The organism is Bacillus sp. Medicinal_06, from assembly GCF_056711665.1.
The window spans coordinates 152166-169441 of sequence record NZ_JBWYHD010000002.1; the positions used below are offsets into that span (position 1 = coordinate 152166).

Below are 17276 nucleotides of genomic sequence, written 5' to 3' on the forward strand. Positions count from 1 at the left end.
GAACGAGAGAGGGTGATTCAATTGGCTAAAAGACTAAGACGATTGAAAAACGTTTCAGTGATCTGGTCGCTTCTAAGTTAAAAAACAATTTAGAAGCGAGGAATCATGATATGGAAAATCAAAAAATATTGAATCGATCATTTATTTGTTTATTTCTTAGTAATTTTTTTATATTTATCGGGTTTGAGATGATACTCCCTGTTTTGCCAGCCTACTTAATAAGTATGAATACATCTTCTGCTCAAGTAGGTTTAGTAACAACGTTATTTACGATAGGTGCCGTATTCATTAGACCATTAGTAGGATACTATTTAATCGATAATAAAGGGAAAAGCTTGGCGATTGGTGCAAGTGTAGCTTTACTAAGCATTACATGTATATATCCGTTTCTTAATATGGTATGGCTGTTTTTATTTGTACGGATTTTTCATGGTGCTGCATGGGGCGTATCAACAACTGCTAACAGTACAATGGCTGTGGAGTTAATTCCTAAGGCGCGATTAGGAGAAGGAATGGGATATTTTTCTGTTTCTACAACAGTCGGAGCTATTATTGCGTCAAGTATAGGGATTTTTATTTACAATACTTTTTCTTTTGAGATTTTAATTTTGTCGTCAGTAACGCTTAGTTTACTAGCAACTATTATGCTTTTATTTGTTCATGCTCCTACTCCTGTAAAACGTGAGAAACAACCATTTCGCTTTTTTGAGATGATTTTCGAAAAAGAAGTATGGTTTCAAGCGTTACTAGCAGTTATTACAACACTCGGTTTTGGAGCGATTCTCACTTTTTTAGTTCTTTTTGGAAAACAAAAAGGATTAGATCACATCTTTCTATTCTTCTTAGTTAATGCAATTGTTTCCACTTTACTACGTCCGTTTACGGGAAAATGGTACGATAAAAAAGGGCCTTGGTCGATTATTATCGTCTCAGCAATATTAGGATTTCTATCGTTTGTTATGTTATCTTATGCGACAAATAATTTATATCTTATTATTGCAGCGATTTTATTTGGAGCAGGTTACGGAACGGTTATGCCTTGTTTACAAACGTGGGCGGTGCAAAAGGTTAGCGCAGAAAAAAGCGGAGCGGCAAATGCAACCTTCTTTTCAAGTTTTGATGTTGGCGTTGGGGTTAGTGCATTTGTATTAGGAATTGTAGCGAAATGGGTAAGTTTAGAGATGATCTTCCGGATTGTTAGTATAAGTTTTATTTTTGTAGCTGTTTTGGTTTATATAGATTATGTAAAAGAAAAGAAAAAGCGTTAAAAAGAAATCCGTCTCTCTACGCAGAGGCGGGTTTTGTTGTAGGTACTATTATCTGAATTTCACCAACTATTAATCAGTTGCCTTCCTATATAAAAACGACTACAATTTTACTGTTATATAAGAACGAAAAACAACAGAATAGGAGGGGGAACTATGCCAAAGAAAGTATGGCTATTAGTAGCTGGGATGATTATTAATGTCACGGGTGCTTCTTTTTTATGGCCTTTTAATACAATTTATTTACATGATCATTTAGGAAAGTCTCTATCTGTAGCCGGAATGGTGTTGATGATTAACTCGTTAACAGGAGTAATCGGAAATTTACTCGGCGGTGTTTTATTTGATAAGTGGGGTGGATATAAGTCAATTTTAGTTGGAATTGTGATTACACTATTATCAATATTAGGCCTTGTATTCTTCCATGGGTGGCCATTTTATGTGGTATGGCTTGCGTTAATCGGATTCGGTTCTGGAATGGTCTTTCCATCGATGTATGCGATGGTGGGTACGGTTTGGCCAGAGGGCGGAAGAAGAGCGTTTAATGCGATGTACGTTGGGCAAAACGTTGGGATTGCTGTTGGTACAGCGTGCGGTGGTTTAGTTGCTTCTTATCGTTTTGATTATATTTTCTTAGCAAACTTTATTTTATACTTTATTTTCTTCTTAATTGCTTTTATTGGATTCCGCGGTATGGAAGACAAAAAAGAACAAAGTGTACAAACAAAGGTCGAAACGAAAAAAGGTTGGTCACTTACACCAGGGTTCAAGGCGCTTCTTATCGTATGTGTAGCATATGCTTTATGCTGGGTTACATATGTACAATGGCAAGGCGCGATTGCGACACATATGCAGGAATTAAATATTAGCCTTCGTCATTACAGCTTATTATGGACGATAAACGGAGCGATGATTGTTTGTGCGCAGCCACTTGTAAGTATGATTATTCGCGCAATGAAGCGTTCTTTAAAGCAACAAATTATGATCGGAATCGGTATTTTTGCAGTGTCATTTATCGTGCTTAGTCAAGCACAGCAATTTACAATGTTCCTCGTTGCAATGGTGACATTAACAATTGGTGAGTTATTCGTATGGCCAGCTGTTCCAACGATTGCAAACATTCTTGCGCCAAATGATAAGCTCGGTTTTTATCAAGGTGTTGTAAATAGTGCAGCGACTGTTGGGAAAATGTTTGGACCAGTTGTTGGTGGAGCGATTGTTGACTTATACAATATGGAAGTATTGTTTATCGCAATCATGGTAATGCTTGTAGTAGCGTTTATCGCAACGCGTATGTATGATAAACGAGTAAAGGTCGAAGAAACAGTAGAAGAAAAAATTGCAGTTTAGTTTGACGGAACATGTAACTTGTTTTAGAATATATTTAAATTAACTCATATGTAATAACAGTGAGAAGGAGTAGTAGTAATAGAAACTGGTTTAGAGAATTGACGGTTGGTGCAAGTCAATCCACGTTTCGTTATGAACTCGCCTTTGAGTTGCAGTTGTGAACCAAAGTAGCAATTGCCGTTCATCCACGTTACGGATCTAAGCGAATGTATATATGGATGCTTGTTTAGCGATCTTTACCGGACGTTATAAACATCTTTTATTACATTAATTTAGGGTGGTACCGCGGGAATCTACAACCTCTCGTCCCTTTCTAGGGATGAGAGGTTTTTTGTATTTTAGGCGGTGAAAATAAATACAATTTGAATGGAGGATATCTCATGAGCTTTAATCATCAAGAAATTGAGAAGAAGTGGCAAGTGTATTGGGAAGAGAATAAAACATTCCGCACGCCAGATGAGACAGAAAAACCAAAATTTTATGCACTAGATATGTTCCCATATCCATCAGGTGCAGGATTGCATGTAGGACATCCAGAAGGGTATACAGCAACGGATATTTTATCTCGTATGAAACGTATGCAAGGATATAACGTTCTTCATCCAATGGGATGGGATGCATTTGGTCTTCCAGCAGAGCAATATGCACTTGATACTGGAAACAGCCCAGCTGAATTTACAGAGAAAAATATTAACACGTTCCGTAATCAAATTAAGTCACTAGGTTTCTCTTACGATTGGGATCGTGAAGTAAATACAACAGATCCAAACTACTATAAGTGGACGCAATGGATTTTCTTAAAACTATTTGAAAAAGGTTTAGCTTACGTTGATGAAGTACCTGTAAACTGGTGCCCAGCACTTGGTACAGTACTTGCGAATGAAGAAGTAATCGACGGCAAGAGTGAGCGCGGTGGACATCCTGTTGAACGTCGTCCGATGAAACAGTGGATGTTAAAAATCACAGCTTACGGAGATCGTCTATTAGAAGATCTAGAAGATCTTGATTGGCCAGAAAGCTTAAAAGACATGCAGCGCAACTGGATTGGTCGTTCTGAAGGTGCAGAAGTACACTTCAATATTGATGGTACAGACGAAAAATTCACAGTTTTCACAACGCGCCCTGATACATTATTTGGTGCAACATACTGTGTACTTGCTCCAGAGCATGCACTTGTTGCAGAAATTACAACTGCAGAGCAAAAAGAAGCTGTAGAAGCTTACATTAATTCTGTAAAAATGAAGAGTGATCTAGAGCGTACAGAACTTGCGAAAGAGAAAACTGGTGTATTCACTGGTGCTTACGCAGTTAACCCAGTAGATGGTGAGAAATTACCAATCTGGATCGCTGATTACGTTCTTGCGACTTACGGAACAGGTGCTGTAATGGCAGTTCCAGCTCACGATGAGCGTGATTATGAATTCGCATCAGTATTCAACCTTCCGATGAAGGAAGTTGTAAAAGGCGGAGACATTACGAAAGAAGTGTACACAGGTGATGGTGCACACGTAAACTCAGCGTTTCTTGATGGATTAAATAAAGAAGAAGCAATTGCAAAAATGATTGAATGGCTTGAGGTAACAAGCGCAGGAAATCAAAAAGTAACGTACCGTCTACGTGATTGGTTATTTAGCCGTCAACGTTACTGGGGTGAGCCAATTCCAGTTATCCATTGGGAAGATGGCACAATGACAGCTGTGAAAGAAGAAGAATTACCATTAGTTCTTCCGAAAACAGATAACATTCGTCCATCTGGAACAGGTGAATCACCACTTGCAAACATTGAAGAATGGGTAAATGTTGTTGATCCTGAAACTGGTAAAAAAGGTCGTCGTGAAACAAATACAATGCCACAATGGGCTGGTAGCTGCTGGTACTACCTACGCTACATTGATCCAAACAACAGCGAAGCACTTGTAGATCCTGAAAAAGTAAAACAATGGCTTCCAGTTGACATTTATATCGGCGGAGCAGAGCACGCTGTACTTCACTTACTATATGCTCGTTTCTGGCATAAAGTATTATATGATATTGGTGTAGTTCCAACGAAAGAGCCGTTCCAACAACTATTTAACCAAGGTATGATCTTAGGTGAAAACAACGAGAAAATGAGTAAATCAAAAGGTAACGTTGTAAACCCTGATGACATCGTAGCAAGCCATGGGGCAGATACACTTCGTCTATACGAAATGTTCATGGGACCATTAGATGCTTCAATCGCTTGGTCTGAAAATGGTCTTGACGGAGCTCGTCGTTTCCTAGACCGCGTATGGCGTCTATTTGTTCAAGATAACGGTGAATTAAGTGAAAAAATTACTGATGCACCAAATAAAGAGCTTGAAAAAGCTTACCACCAAACAGTGAAGAAAGTAACAGAAGACTATGCAGAGCTTCGCTTTAATACAGCGATTTCTCAAATGATGGTATTCATCAACGATGCATACAAAGCTGAAACACTTCCGAAAGAATATGTAGAAGGTTTCGTAAAAATGATTGCGCCAGTTGCACCTCACATCGGGGAAGAACTTTGGAGCAAACTTGGATACAATGAAACAATCACATATGCAAGCTGGCCAACATTTGATGAGTCTAAACTTGTAGAAGATGAAGTTGAAATCGTTGTTCAAGTTATGGGTAAAGTTCGTGCAAAACTAACAATGAAAAAAGACGCATCAAAAGAAGAAATGGAACAACTTGCTATCCAAGCAGTTAAAGAACAAATTGAAGGGAAAACAGTACGTAAAGTAATTGTTGTTCCTGGAAAACTTGTTAATATCGTTGCAAACTAATACGAAAGAGCAGTCCTCATGAGAGGGCTGCTCTTTTTTTGAGGCAATTGAAAAAAGAGCGGGATTCAGGCATAGACAAACACCTATTCTTCCATGTGAAATATGATAAAAAAGGTAGGCTAAATTGTGAAGAAGAGGTGAAAGAAATGAAAGGGATGGGCAATAATGCACCGCACGGTTTTATGCCAGGTAAGACGGATGGTTATGCACAGATGATGCAAATGGGAGGACATGGGCAACAAGGATATGGTGGCATGCATGGATGGGCGGAGGACCAGGAGGATCTCCTACATCTGTAGCGGGTATGCAAACAGGAATGCCAACATTTGTAGGCGGAGTTCCCGTAGGAGCACCAACCACCTTTCCTACACCTGTGGGGACACAACCAGGATTTGGTAGTATTGCTCCTGTTTTTGTAGGCGGAGTAGGTACGTCTCCTCAAATGATACATGGTCACCACCATCACCATCACGGTCACCACCACCACCCTGGTCACCATCACCACCCTGGTCACCATCACCATCACGGTCACCACCAGCACCACAATCAACATCATCCACAACATCAAATATGGTATGGTGGGGCGGGAAGTGCAGGAAGTGTTACGGGAACAGCAGGAACAGCAGGAACAGCAGGAACAGCAGGAGCAAGCAGGACACATTGGTCATTAATGGGATAAAAGAACATATTAAAAAATTCTCTTGGAAGCAAGGTGATTTTTTATTTTGGGAATAGTAAGTAGTAGAGGGGGTGTACATATGGGAAAAGGCAGAAGTAATAATGCTGGTAAAAAGCAACCGAATTTCGATGATTCATCTAATTTCGCTAAACAAAGCCAACCGGTAGAGAAAAAGAAAAAATAAGCAAAAAGGAGCTATCTGTACAGAAAGATAGCTCCTTTTCATCATATACCGGCGCTTTTAGAGTATATCGACTGCTCGATAAAATAAGACACAAAAATAGAAGTAACCGAGCTATTTATTTCCCTACTTTTGCTAATGCTTCTTGACGTTGGCGCTCAATTTCAGCACGTAATTGTGGTTCTGGTGCTTGCCAGCCTTCTGGTTTTAAAATTTTTCCATCGCCTTCACGGAAGCGTGGTTTTCCATCTGGGAATAGTTTTGCCATATTGGCATTGTTTACAATTTCAAAGCCTTTATCAGGACGAACTCCCATTTCTGCAAATGTTCCAAATGCGAAATAAATAAGGTCAATTAATGCATCGTATTGATCTTCTACGGTACTTGCCTCTAAAAATTCTTCTAATTCTTCTTGCATAAAGCTTGCACGAATTTTTGCACGCTCTTCCGTCAATTTTGTTGGTACATCTGTAACAGGATGTCCAAATACTTCGTGCATTTTTGCAACAAGTTCATATCCTTTATCTAAACCCTTTTCGTTTGTCATGTTGTTTCATCCTTTCTCGTTTTGTGCCGAGTTTCATTGTAACATAAATAGGGAGGAACATCTTATTCATAAGATGTTCCTCCCTATTCCTCTTTCTTTATTAAAAATGACAAAACAAGATCAATCCCAAACATCCCCACAAGTAGCATGGGTACGACAACAAGTAAATAACGCACAAATGAAACATTTTTTAAGTATGTATGAGCAAATAAAAAGACGCCGAGAAACAGAATACCATTTAAAATAGGTTTTACTAACTTTTTAGACATAAGCTCCCCCGTAAATATCTTTTTTCTCTCTGTAAGTAATTTAAAAACTCCTCTCTCCGTTGTACCATGCCGGAGAGAGGAGTTCAATCATAATCTTACATTTTGAGAAAGCAATATTTCACATTATTCGATTACACCTGAGTTTGTAATATCAACTTTATACTTTACTGTAACGGGAACATCTTTATACATTTTTTTCCATTCATCTAATTTGAACGGTCGATAGTGTTGTCTATATTTAGCTCCAAGTCCAAGTGGATCAACATCTAGAGATTTAAATTTTTTAATCAGTTTTGCAGCTTTGGCATCTAGTTGTTTTTCCACTTCTTTTGCTATTTTTTGTGTGTTCTTTTTATTATCTAGATTTATTTGTTTTGAAAGTTCTAAAATGCGTGCATCCATTTTTATTTTAATTAGAAAGGAAGGTTTTCCATCTTTTATATTTACAATGTATGTTGGTTTGGAACGTATATTATTAATCATTACATACCCATCATTACTTTTAAATTCGTGTGAGTCCAATCGGTGCTTTTCTAATAATCCTTTAAAAATAAACATATCTTGTTGATCAATTTTTCCGATATATTTATCTTTCTTGAAAAGAGCGATACCAGTAATTTTGATTTTATCTTTGCTTTTTTTGAGAACAGGAATAAAGTAGTCTTGGCCATCTCGATAATATCGGAATGCTCCTAAATATAGGTTATCAGTTGGTACAGGACCAGTTTTCATGCTATGCTCCAACAGTTTCTTTATATAAATCGCTACATTAGCGGAAGTTGTATATTTTCCTGTTAATAGCTCAAGGCCATTCCCTTCTAATAATCCAACATATAATGAGTTCCCGATCGTTACATCGCGAAGCAATGTATCAAAGGTAGTAGATAATCCTTTTTTTGCAATTTTTGTAGTAAATAGAGCAATACGCATTTGTCCGCTTACAAATGGTTGAGAAGACTCTAAAGAAGTATCAGATTTTACCTGTTTAACAGCATTACCGATTCCTTCAAAGACTTGTACTTTATTCCCTTTTTGCTGTACCGGACAAACAAAAGTTACTTTTACTTTATCATCTTTTGCTGAATCAAAAACAGCACCTTGAATTAAATGTACGTCATCAATGATATTTTTTTGTAAGCAGCCAGTTAGACTGAGCAGACAAATACAAAAAAGGAGCATTAGTTTTTTCTTGATTTTTTCCATCTTCTTTTCACCCACACAATAAGAAATAAGATTGGGATATACACATAGATAAGCCAAAGGCTAACTTTTGAAGAATGACTAATGAAATCGTTAATATCATGCCTGTTTGTTAAAAGTTGCGACACAATAATTGTAATGAACATGAAAGAAAGTAAAACATATTTTTGCTTCACATGAAAAATTTCGTGCGTTCCCCTTGTAGCAGCCCACAAAGGAAGAAGAAAACTCGTAATAATGACAAGAGCATAGCCTGAGATTGCAATATACTCTAAACGTTCGATAAAAGGTAATTTAATAACTTGTGTCATCGCCAACTGAGACCAAATCGTTTTTAATAATTGTTTTTCACTAAAAAAAGCGAATGCTAACACCGTACTAAATAAATACAAAATGTTAGAAAATAAAGCTCCGTATTGTGCATATTTATGAGATTTTTCAGGACTTTTCACAAATGGGTAGATCATAAGAAGAATTTCAAAGCCTGTCATACTATAAATTGATAATTGAGATGCTTGTAGAATATTTCCGAAAGAATGAGAAAAAATTGGAAGCAAATTTTCCCAATGTGCGTATTTCAACATAAAACAGCTAAGGAAAATATAACCGAGAGTCCCGCCGACAGAAATTACACAGATACCAGTAATGACGCGGAATCCTGATGAAATGATGTAATAACTTAATAAGCAAAAAAAGATTGTTAGCATCCAAGTAGAAGCGGTAGGAAACATCCACACCTGAATAATCTCAACATACGTTCGGACAACAGATATACTTACAAGAAGAAAATAAAGCATGAATACAATATTAATAGCATTACCAAACCATTTTCCAAAGGTTTGCTGATGAAGGTCTATTATGTTTCCTTCTGTATTCTTTAATAAGTAATATATCATCCAAACGAGAAGATGAATGATCATGCCAGTTATAAGAACGCCTATCCACCCATCGTATCCAGCCGCCTTCGCGATAATTCGGGCAAATCCGAGAACGCCAGCACCGAATTGTGCACTATGAACTAAAAAGAAAACAAAGATAGGAGATATTTGATATTTTGTTTTGACTTTACTCATATATGCACCTCGCTTTTTTATTCATCAAAATCAGATGTATGTTTTGTTGAAATCCCATTTGCTGATTTTTTTACGTGTTGTGGCCTTGCTTGAATATCTCTTGTATCAATCATAGATAACGGAAATCGAATCCAAGAGTCTTTTAATGCTTGTTGCCTTGCTGGATAAAAGAGCGCGTATGGTTTTCGTAAAGAAGACAGCCTGAATAGATGTGTAAATAAAAAGATAAATCCAAGTGAAATGCCTAATAGCCCACCTAATTCTGCAAATAAAAGGAATGGAAATCGTAGTAAACGAATTGCATTTCCCATTTTGTAAATTGGCGTGATAAAGGAAGCTAACGCAGATAATGCAACAATGATTAATAAAATATTACTTGTGAGACCTGCTTCTACTGATGCTTGTCCAATTACAATACCGCCTACAATACCGAGTGTTTGTCCTACTTTCATTGGAAGTCTAGCTCCAGCTTCCCTCAGCAAATCAATAGCAAGTTCTAAAAAGAGAGCTTCTATTAAGGGAGGAAATGGAACCTGTGCTCTTGATAAAATTAATGTTTCGAGTAGATCGCTCGGAATTAATTCGTAATGGTAACTTAAAATGGCAACATATAGAGGTGTTGCGCAGATAGAAAATAAAACAGCGATGAGACGTAAAAATCTTGAGAACGTAGCGTATAGCCAAGATACGTTATAATCCTCTGGCGAAACAAAAAAATCAAAGTATGAAACAGGAGTAAGTAAGACGCTTGGTGAACCATCCGTAAAAATAGCAATTTTTCCATCGATTAGTGCCGTTGTTACTCGGTCCGTACGCTCTGTATTAATAAATAGCGGGAAAATAGATTTTTCTCCCATCAATTCTTGGATATAGGAGCTGTCGTTAATTTGATCGTATTCAATTGCACGAAGTGATTCTTCTAAATAATCCACACTGTCTTTTTCAGCAAGATTCTCTAAATACATGATGACAACTTTTGTTTTAGAGAATGTTCCAATGATAACTTCCTTTGTTTGTAGTGCTAACACTGGAAGGCGTTTACGTACTAAGTTAATATTGGTATCAATATCTTCTACAAATCCCTCTTGTGGACCAATAACTGTCGATTCATTTAATGGAATAGATGGCGCCCGATAATTATCAATTGTGATATTTGCTAAGATACACTTTTGATCTTGTTTATGTAACTGTACGATAGCGTGTCCTTTTAAAACCATATCCTCAATTTTTTGGAGATCATTTGTAATTGTAATTCCGCTCATTGGAATATGTTCTTTTAATTCTTCTAATGTAGAGCAGGTACGCTCTAGTAAAGCAGGCATTAAATATTTTTGCAGCTTTTCTCCATCAAGTGATGGACGATAATAGGAGATCCAGTATGGCATTGTTTCATCATCTGACGTGTGATAACTAACAAAATCACTAGATGCTTTTAGGTTTTCTAATAAATCTTGCAGAGAGTGAATTTTTTCTTTCTCAGGTTTACTGAAATCATAAATGCTATTGATATTATTACTTTGTGCATGAGTGTCTTGTTTAGTAATTTGAGTAGCTTGATGTTGTTTGTTTTGTATGTGCTCCTGTTGTTTAGCAGTTTGAGCAACTTGATGTTGTTTGTTTTGTGTTTGTATATCTTGTTTAGCAACTTGATGTTGTTTGCTTTGTGTATGCGTGTCTTGTTTAGCAGTTTGAGCAGCTTGATGTTGCTTGTTTTGTGTTTGTATATCTTGTTTAGCAGCTTGATGTTGCCTGCTTTGTATTTGCGCGTCTTGTTTAGTCGTTTGAGTAGCTTGATGTTGTTTATTTTGTATTTGAGTGTCTTGTTTAGCAGTTTGAGCAGCTTGGTGTTGCTTTCCTTGTGTTTGCTCCTCTTTTTCAGTAGTTTGATGTTGCTCTTCTAAGCCTGTTTTATTTGATTTTTTTTCCTTTCTAAACCATTTCCATATCATAAGTAGTCCCTCTTTAATTTATGTAAGATAATGTTAGTTTGTGGTTTATTTTGTATATTATGCACATGTTTAAGGGGGGAACGAAAATCCTTTTTGTTAAAAGAAGGGTTTCTTTTGGAAACGTATAATTGTTTTGATAAACGGAATCGATTTGTTATGGAAGATTGATACATAATGACGTATTTACAATGGAGGGGAAATTTATGCTACAAGTGAAAAAGGAAAGCTTTCATTTGAAAGAATTCACATTTGAAAATGGCAGAAAGCTTCCTGTTCAGATTGGATATGAAACGTACGGTAAGTTAAATAAAGAAAAATCAAATGTGATTTTAGTCTGTCATTATTTTAGTGCAACGAGCCATGCGGCAGGAAAATATACGGAACAAGATCTCATTCCTGGTTGGTGGGATGGACTGATTGGGCCGGGGAAAGCAATTGATACAGACCACTATTTTGTCATATGTACCGACAACATTTGTAATGTGCAAGTGAAAAATCCTTATGTGATTACAACAGGTCCAAAGTCGATTAATCCAATAACAGGATTCGAATATGGAATGGAATTTCCGGTATTTACATTTTTAGATGTAGCACGTGTGCAATACGAATTAGTGAAGGCAATGGGAATTACAAGACTGCATACTGTCATAGGCCCATCAGCTGGTGGAATGATTGCGCAGCAGTGGGCTGTTCATTATTCGCATATGATAGAAAGAATGATTGGTGTCATTACAAACCCGCAAAATCCGGTTGTGACATCGGTGAATGTATTGCAAAATGCGATTGAAGCTATTCAATTAGATCCAAATTGGAATGGTGGAAATTATGGAGAAGAACAACCAACGAAAGGGTTACATTTGGCTGGTAAGATGATGTTTATAAATGCATTTGATGCTCATTATTATGAAACGACATTTCCGCGTAATAGCATAGAAACCGCAGATTATGAGAGTTTTGCAGTGCAGACATCATTTGAACAAAATATAGATACATTAACACTTCAAAACATCGCTTTTGTTGATGCAAATTCATGGATGTATACAGCAAAAGCAACATTATTACATGATATTGCACGCGGTTTTTCTTCTTTAGAAGAAGCAATTTCGCAAATAGAGGCAGATGTGCTTATGATTCCATGCAAACAAGACTTACTGCAACCTGCTCGCTATAATTATAAAATGGTCGAGATGCTTCAGAAACAAGGAAAGTATGCAGAAGTTTATGAGATTGAAAGTATAAATGGCCATATGGCCGGTGTATTAGATGTTCATTTATTTGAAAAGAAAGTGAATGAGTTTTTGAAGAGAAGGGTTTCTGTAAATTGAAAATGCATAAAAACCAACTCTTTTTTAGTTAGAAGAGGTCAGTGCCTTTTTGAGCCCCATGCCAAGTGAAACCAAAAGGAGAAAGCGAGTGCAAGCTTTCTTTTGTTCTTCAATATATAACAAGGTGTGAAAAAAGTGCGAGCGGTTAAGCAAGCACCTTTTTAGAAAATTTTTAAACGGAAGACGTATGTAGCAATACATATTCCAAGACAAGCTATACTAAGTAATAAATAAATGAATGATCGCTCTTGAGAAGATGGTGTAGGTTTTCTTTTATTAAATATACCAAGTGAAATGATAGCGAGAATTAAAAAAATGAGACCTATAATGAAAAGAAAAAGTGTCATGTCGATCGACTCCTTTCGTAAAACAAGTATATTGAGGATACAATGTAAAAGCTGGATTTGTAAATAGATTCATTTACAATTGTGTTGAAAAAAATAAAAATATGAGAAGCTTCGATTCTTTGCGTTCGTACTTTTGCATGCTAAAATTGGTGATGGATAGATTGCTAAAAAATGATTGCTTAAAGTTTTATTGTATATAAGGAGGAATTGTGAAGATGACTGAAGTAAAAACAATTACAACAGAAGAAGTACAAAAGCGTTTAGAAAATGGAGAAACGTTATTTTTAGTAGATGTACGTGAAGATGAGGAAGTAGCACAAGGGAAAATTCCAGAAGCTGTACATATTAAAATGGGGGATATCCCGAACAAAGTAGATTTCTTTGATAAAGAAAATGAATATATTTTTATTTGTAGATCAGGAATGCGCAGTGAAAATGTATGCCATTATTTAAATGAGCAAGGCTTTAAAACTGTGAATATGATCGGCGGTATGCTGCAATATGAAGGTGAAATTCAATAATTCATTCTAAAAACTTGAAACGTGTTTGTTTCAAGTTTTTTTCTTTTGCATACAGTGTACAAAGAAATCAATTTCTTAAAGGGGAGGACTTATGAGCGCATTTCTTCGTAAAATAAAAATTATAAATAATCGAGGAGCGGTAAATGTAGGCGATTGTTATAGTATCGAACCATTTGCTGTAGCGAAAATATATGCTGGATCTGGTGGCTCTAGTGTTGCTACTTTCTTGAATGGGAAACGCATGCCAGCAGAGGTACCAAGGGGGACTGTATTTATTCCTCCGTTAGAAACGAGTGAATTAACATTAGGTTCGTAAAGGAAGGTTGATTGGTAATGCCGGCAAATATTAAAGAATTTGTGATTGTAAATAACTATGGAAATTTATTTACAGGAGATAATTTAAAGGATGCTTCATTTACCGCATCAAAGACATATAGTGGAGCATCCGGACCAACTTGTATTGATGTTGTTACAGTAATTGGAACAACAACGAAGCTTTGTTTACAGCCAGGGGATACGGTAACAACAACATATACGAGAGGGACACCAGCAGGAACTGATACAAATAATGGTCCAAGTGTGAGCCAAGTTGGTACTATGCAAGCTGTTCCGAATACAGATGATTTTGATTCAGCGCCAGGTTTATAGGAAAACCTCCTGCCAAAAGCAGGGGGTTTTTCACATACTTATAACATATCATCGTTTTCTTCTGCTTCGTTTACAAGGAAAACAGGATAACGACATGAGAGGATACTCGCAACGATTTTTAGATATTGCGCAAATTTGTTTTGATGTTAAGCAACAAGTAGAATCCGTTGTGTTAAAAATGGGAAATACAATTGGTGAAAACTACTACTTTGTAATATGAAAGGTAGACGAGACAGACAAGGTACCTCGTCCACATCATTTTTGACAAAGAAGTTATTGTTATAATCGGATAATTTTTTAGAGAAATCATTCAATAGATAAAGAATAGGATGGCCTAATATATAAAAAATAATCTTTATTAATATCATTCAGTTATCATATAATAGTGCTTGATAGAGACATAGATAGGGAGAAAAGGGGATGGGGATTTATGGGTAATAATATGAAAATTTTAGCGATGGCAGTGGGTCTAACTGTGATGGGATCAACGACAGCTGCTTATGCGAGTCCTGGTGGATTGGATAAAAATGGTGGACATACTTGCCGCACAAACTGTGGAAAGTATGGACTTGCAACAGGAGAATATCATTATCATAACAATTGGAAACAAGAGAATGGAAAGTGGTACTTCTATGATCAAAGTGGAACGAAAGCGAAAAGCTGGAAGGAAATTAATGGTGCATGGTACTATTTTTACAATAATGGCCAAATGGCAGTAAATACAACAATTGATGGTCATATAATTGGTGCTAACGGTAAGATGAAACAGGATCAAACAGGGCAGACAGGTTGGCAAAAAAATGGATCTGTATGGAATTACTACAATGCAAATGGTGTGAAGCAAACCGGTTGGAAACAAATTAGCGGTGTATGGTACTACTTCAATGGAAGTGGAGCAATGCAAACAGGTTGGCAGCAAATTGGTGGCGTATGGTACTATTTCAATAGCAACGGAGCAATGCAAACAAACTGGCAGTCAATTAATGGAGCATGGTACTATTTCAATAGCAACGGAGCGATGCAAACAAACTGGCAGTCAATTAATGGAGCATGGTACTATTTCAATAGCAACGGAGCAATGCAAACAAACTGGCAGTCAATTAATGGAGCATGGTACTATTTCAATAGCAATGGAGCAATGCAAACAAACTGGCAGTCAATTAATGGAGCATGGTACTATTTCAATAACAACGGGGCAATGCAAACAAACTGGCAGTCAATCAGCGGCGTATGGTATTACTTCAATGGAAGTGGAGCAATGCAAACAGGTTGGCAACAAATCGGTGGTGCTTGGTACTACATGAGCGGAAGCGGAGCAATGCAAACGGGTTGGATTCAGGATAATGGAAAGTGGTATTTCTTAGAAAGTAACGGTGTTTGGAATCCGAATGCTGTACATACAGATAATCTTTCACAATACGAAGGAAGTTGGAGTAATGTGGATGTATCAGATGTAGAAGATTGGAGAGACATTCCGACTGTTCTAAGTGCAGGGATTTATTTCATATCTGAAAATGAGGCATCAGTTGGAGTAGGATACATGGCAAGTCAGGGGACAAGATATGCTGAAGCTAGTGGAGTTGTAACATTTACAAATAATAAAGCGGTCTTGCATTTTGATGATGATGGATGGGGACATTCTGGTAAAATTGAATTTACATTAAAAAATAATAAAGTATACTTAAATATTTCAACAAATCAAGGCGGTAGCACGGCATGGGGAATCCCATCAGGTCAGCATGTATTAACGTATCAGTATGAACTAGAAGAAATGGAAGCTATGGCGGATTTAAAAAAGTAAAAGTAAAAGTGAAAGATTAAATAAGAAAGCAGCACCTAATCATTGGAAAATGAGATAGGTGCTGTTTTTATTACATTTTTATTTTGCTAGATCCGACAGGCTGTCTTTTACGATAAATGACATAACTGCGTCGTAAATATTTCACAGGAACGCTAAATACATGTACAAGTCTTGTAAATGGCCATGTTGCAAAGAGTCCCATCGCTGCAATGATATGAATTTTAAACCAAAGAGGTACTTCTGCCATATACTCCGCTTTCGGTTGGAAAATAAAGAGGCTGCGGAACCATGGGCCAATTGTTGTACGATAATCAAATCCTTTTGCATCAATATTTAAAAATGTAGAAGATAGACCTGCTAACATTACGATGAACAAGAGGACGAGGGCCACATAATCTCCTTTTGTACTTGTTGCGATAATACGTTTCACTGTAAAGCGGCGGTACATTAAAATCACTAATCCGACAATAGAAGCGATTCCAGCAGGAAGACCGAAACCGATAGCAACCATATGATACATATGCTCAGAAATACCAAAAGAGGTATATACAGATTCTGGTATTAATATTCCCATGATATGTCCACCGATTACGAACATAATGCCAAAGTGAAAGAGCAAACTGCCGATTCGGAGCATGTTCTTCTCTAATAGTTCGCTAGATTTTGATGTCCAGCCAAATTGATCATAGTTGTATCTGAAAATGTGTCCACCGATAAAGATTGCGAAAATGATATAGGGAAACAGTACCCATAAAAATCGATCCATCATTTTGACGACACTCCTTTCTAATTCGCTTGTACGCCCCAGGCATCGATAGCGAGGAGAATAGCAGCAAGAATTGGTTCGTACATACAATTTGCTTCTTTTAACTGCCCGTGTAATGCTTGTATATTTTTTGTGTATTTACTCATAATCGGTTCACTATCTTCTTCTTTGGCGTTTGCAAGAAACTCAAGTAGAAGCGGTAAATAGTCAGGTAATTCTTTATCTGTTACCGCAAAACCGGCCTTTTGATAGTGTTGTTTTAACTCTAATAATTCAATTCCACGCTCTCTTTGTTCACCTGTGTTCATGTAAGTGAGATACATATTTGTTTTCTTTCCAAAGTCGAATGTATATACGTAAGAATCAATGAGTTGATCGTTTGTTTTTTCTAACGCTTGTTTTATAAATGTTGTAAGTGATGCTCGGATTTCTTCGTGTTCAATCGTTTGAATCTCTTCCTGTAATTCTAGTAAAGCTTCTCTCCAACCTAGTTCAGGATAGGAGAGAAGAAAGGAAGAACAAGAAAACGTAGTTTGTAAACTTTGTTTCATATTTGTCTGCCTCCT

16 protein-coding genes, 1 pseudogene and 1 other annotated feature are annotated in these 17276 nt (G+C 36.9%); of the genes and pseudogenes, 10 read left to right on the forward strand and 7 right to left on the reverse strand.

The genetic code is table 11. The annotated features are described in order from the left end of the window. Positions 1-110: 110 nt before the first annotated feature. The 4 genes and pseudogenes from AC1M36_RS04430 to AC1M36_RS04445 all read left to right on the forward strand — a co-directional run. Complete coding sequence (locus tag AC1M36_RS04430) at positions 111-1268, forward strand: MFS transporter (protein ID WP_336450480.1); 1158 nt, start codon at positions 111-113, stop codon at positions 1266-1268. Positions 1269-1421: 153 nt separating this feature from the next. Next, entirely contained in the window at positions 1422-2615 is a 1194-nt protein-coding gene (locus AC1M36_RS04435) for an MDR family MFS transporter (RefSeq protein ID WP_336450479.1), read from the forward strand. 50 nt (positions 2616-2665) lie between these two features. Then, positions 2666-2929, forward strand: a binding site (T-box leader). 66 nt (positions 2930-2995) lie between these two features. After that, positions 2996-5404 carry a leucine--tRNA ligase gene (gene leuS / locus AC1M36_RS04440; protein ID WP_479845616.1) on the forward strand — a complete coding sequence of 803 codons (2409 nt, stop codon included), beginning with the start codon at positions 2996-2998 and terminating at the stop codon, positions 5402-5404. A gap of 146 nt (positions 5405-5550) precedes the next feature. Beyond that, a pseudogene (locus AC1M36_RS04445) lies at positions 5551-5972 on the forward strand (hypothetical protein); the annotation flags it as partial. Between the two features lie 410 nt (positions 5973-6382). On the opposite strand, the gene AC1M36_RS04450 reads toward AC1M36_RS04445, so the two are convergent. From AC1M36_RS04450 to AC1M36_RS04470, 5 genes are all read right to left on the reverse strand, one after another. Then, a complete protein-coding gene (locus AC1M36_RS04450; protein WP_336450477.1) occupies positions 6383-6811 on the reverse strand; it encodes a pyrophosphohydrolase domain-containing protein in 429 nt (142 codons plus the stop codon). Positions 6812-6894: 83 nt separating this feature from the next. Then, positions 6895-7080: a hypothetical protein gene (locus AC1M36_RS04455; protein ID WP_336450476.1), complete on the reverse strand. Its 186-nt coding sequence runs from the start codon at positions 7078-7080 to the stop codon at positions 6895-6897. A gap of 123 nt (positions 7081-7203) precedes the next feature. Next, entirely contained in the window at positions 7204-8283 is a 1080-nt protein-coding gene (locus tag AC1M36_RS04460) for a Ger(x)C family spore germination protein (protein WP_336450475.1), read from the reverse strand. Further along, complete coding sequence (locus AC1M36_RS04465) at positions 8259-9353, reverse strand: spore germination protein (protein WP_336450474.1); 1095 nt, start codon at positions 9351-9353, stop codon at positions 8259-8261. The genes AC1M36_RS04460 and AC1M36_RS04465 overlap by 25 nt, the downstream gene beginning before the upstream one ends. Positions 9354-9370: 17 nt before the next feature. Next, positions 9371-11302: a spore germination protein gene (locus tag AC1M36_RS04470; protein ID WP_479845617.1), complete on the reverse strand. Its 1932-nt coding sequence runs from the start codon at positions 11300-11302 to the stop codon at positions 9371-9373. Positions 11303-11505: 203 nt separating this feature from the next. Between AC1M36_RS04470 and AC1M36_RS04475 the strand changes: the two genes are divergently transcribed. The 6 genes from AC1M36_RS04475 (at position 11506) to AC1M36_RS04500 (ending at position 15944) form a co-directional block, all read left to right on the forward strand. After that, positions 11506-12627: a homoserine O-acetyltransferase family protein gene (locus tag AC1M36_RS04475; protein ID WP_479845618.1), complete on the forward strand. Its 1122-nt coding sequence runs from the start codon at positions 11506-11508 to the stop codon at positions 12625-12627. Between the two features lie 562 nt (positions 12628-13189). Next, complete coding sequence (locus AC1M36_RS04480) at positions 13190-13495, forward strand: rhodanese-like domain-containing protein (protein ID WP_336450470.1); 306 nt, start codon at positions 13190-13192, stop codon at positions 13493-13495. Between the two features lie 91 nt (positions 13496-13586). Next, positions 13587-13811: a spore germination protein gene (locus tag AC1M36_RS04485; RefSeq protein ID WP_336450469.1), complete on the forward strand. Its 225-nt coding sequence runs from the start codon at positions 13587-13589 to the stop codon at positions 13809-13811. A 17-nt stretch (positions 13812-13828) separates the two neighbouring features. Then, complete coding sequence (locus AC1M36_RS04490; protein ID WP_336450468.1) at positions 13829-14143, forward strand: hypothetical protein; 315 nt, start codon at positions 13829-13831, stop codon at positions 14141-14143. A 94-nt stretch (positions 14144-14237) separates the two neighbouring features. Continuing rightward, complete coding sequence (locus tag AC1M36_RS04495) at positions 14238-14363, forward strand: hypothetical protein (RefSeq protein WP_336450467.1); 126 nt, start codon at positions 14238-14240, stop codon at positions 14361-14363. A 210-nt stretch (positions 14364-14573) separates the two neighbouring features. Then, positions 14574-15944: a YHYH domain-containing protein gene (locus AC1M36_RS04500; protein WP_336450466.1), complete on the forward strand. Its 1371-nt coding sequence runs from the start codon at positions 14574-14576 to the stop codon at positions 15942-15944. A 70-nt stretch (positions 15945-16014) separates the two neighbouring features. Here AC1M36_RS04500 and narI read toward each other — a convergent pair whose 3' ends face one another. Together narI and narJ are read right to left on the reverse strand one after the other, a co-directional pair. Continuing rightward, the gene (gene narI, locus AC1M36_RS04505) at positions 16015-16713 is read right to left on the reverse strand and encodes a respiratory nitrate reductase subunit gamma (RefSeq protein WP_479845619.1); all 699 of its coding nucleotides are present in this window, start codon (positions 16711-16713) and stop codon (positions 16015-16017) included. A gap of 17 nt (positions 16714-16730) precedes the next feature. Beyond that, positions 16731-17261: a nitrate reductase molybdenum cofactor assembly chaperone gene (narJ, locus tag AC1M36_RS04510; protein WP_336450464.1), complete on the reverse strand. Its 531-nt coding sequence runs from the start codon at positions 17259-17261 to the stop codon at positions 16731-16733. Positions 17262-17276 lie beyond the last annotated feature (15 nt).

Excerpts from the sequence above, each read along its gene's own strand:
- AC1M36_RS04430 (WP_336450480.1), top strand. The coding sequence starts at position 111 with ATGGAAAATCAAAAAATATTGAATCGATCATTTATTTGTTTATTTCTT.
- AC1M36_RS04435 (WP_336450479.1), top strand. The coding sequence starts at position 1,422 with ATGCCAAAGAAAGTATGGCTATTAGTAGCTGGGATGATTATTAATGTC.
- leuS (WP_479845616.1), top strand. The coding sequence starts at position 2,996 with ATGAGCTTTAATCATCAAGAAATTGAGAAGAAGTGGCAAGTGTATTGG.
- AC1M36_RS04450 (WP_336450477.1), bottom strand. The coding sequence starts at position 6,811 with ATGACAAACGAAAAGGGTTTAGATAAAGGATATGAACTTGTTGCAAAA.
- AC1M36_RS04455 (WP_336450476.1), bottom strand. The coding sequence starts at position 7,080 with ATGTCTAAAAAGTTAGTAAAACCTATTTTAAATGGTATTCTGTTTCTC.
- AC1M36_RS04460 (WP_336450475.1), bottom strand. The coding sequence starts at position 8,283 with ATGGAAAAAATCAAGAAAAAACTAATGCTCCTTTTTTGTATTTGTCTG.
- AC1M36_RS04465 (WP_336450474.1), bottom strand. The coding sequence starts at position 9,353 with ATGAGTAAAGTCAAAACAAAATATCAAATATCTCCTATCTTTGTTTTC.
- AC1M36_RS04470 (WP_479845617.1), bottom strand. The coding sequence starts at position 11,302 with ATGATATGGAAATGGTTTAGAAAGGAAAAAAAATCAAATAAAACAGGC.
- AC1M36_RS04475 (WP_479845618.1), top strand. The coding sequence starts at position 11,506 with ATGCTACAAGTGAAAAAGGAAAGCTTTCATTTGAAAGAATTCACATTT.
- AC1M36_RS04480 (WP_336450470.1), top strand. The coding sequence starts at position 13,190 with ATGACTGAAGTAAAAACAATTACAACAGAAGAAGTACAAAAGCGTTTA.
- AC1M36_RS04485 (WP_336450469.1), top strand. The coding sequence starts at position 13,587 with ATGAGCGCATTTCTTCGTAAAATAAAAATTATAAATAATCGAGGAGCG.
- AC1M36_RS04490 (WP_336450468.1), top strand. The coding sequence starts at position 13,829 with ATGCCGGCAAATATTAAAGAATTTGTGATTGTAAATAACTATGGAAAT.
- AC1M36_RS04495 (WP_336450467.1), top strand. The coding sequence starts at position 14,238 with ATGAGAGGATACTCGCAACGATTTTTAGATATTGCGCAAATTTGTTTT.
- AC1M36_RS04500 (WP_336450466.1), top strand. The coding sequence starts at position 14,574 with ATGGGTAATAATATGAAAATTTTAGCGATGGCAGTGGGTCTAACTGTG.
- narI (WP_479845619.1), bottom strand. The coding sequence starts at position 16,713 with ATGATGGATCGATTTTTATGGGTACTGTTTCCCTATATCATTTTCGCA.
- narJ (WP_336450464.1), bottom strand. The coding sequence starts at position 17,261 with ATGAAACAAAGTTTACAAACTACGTTTTCTTGTTCTTCCTTTCTTCTC.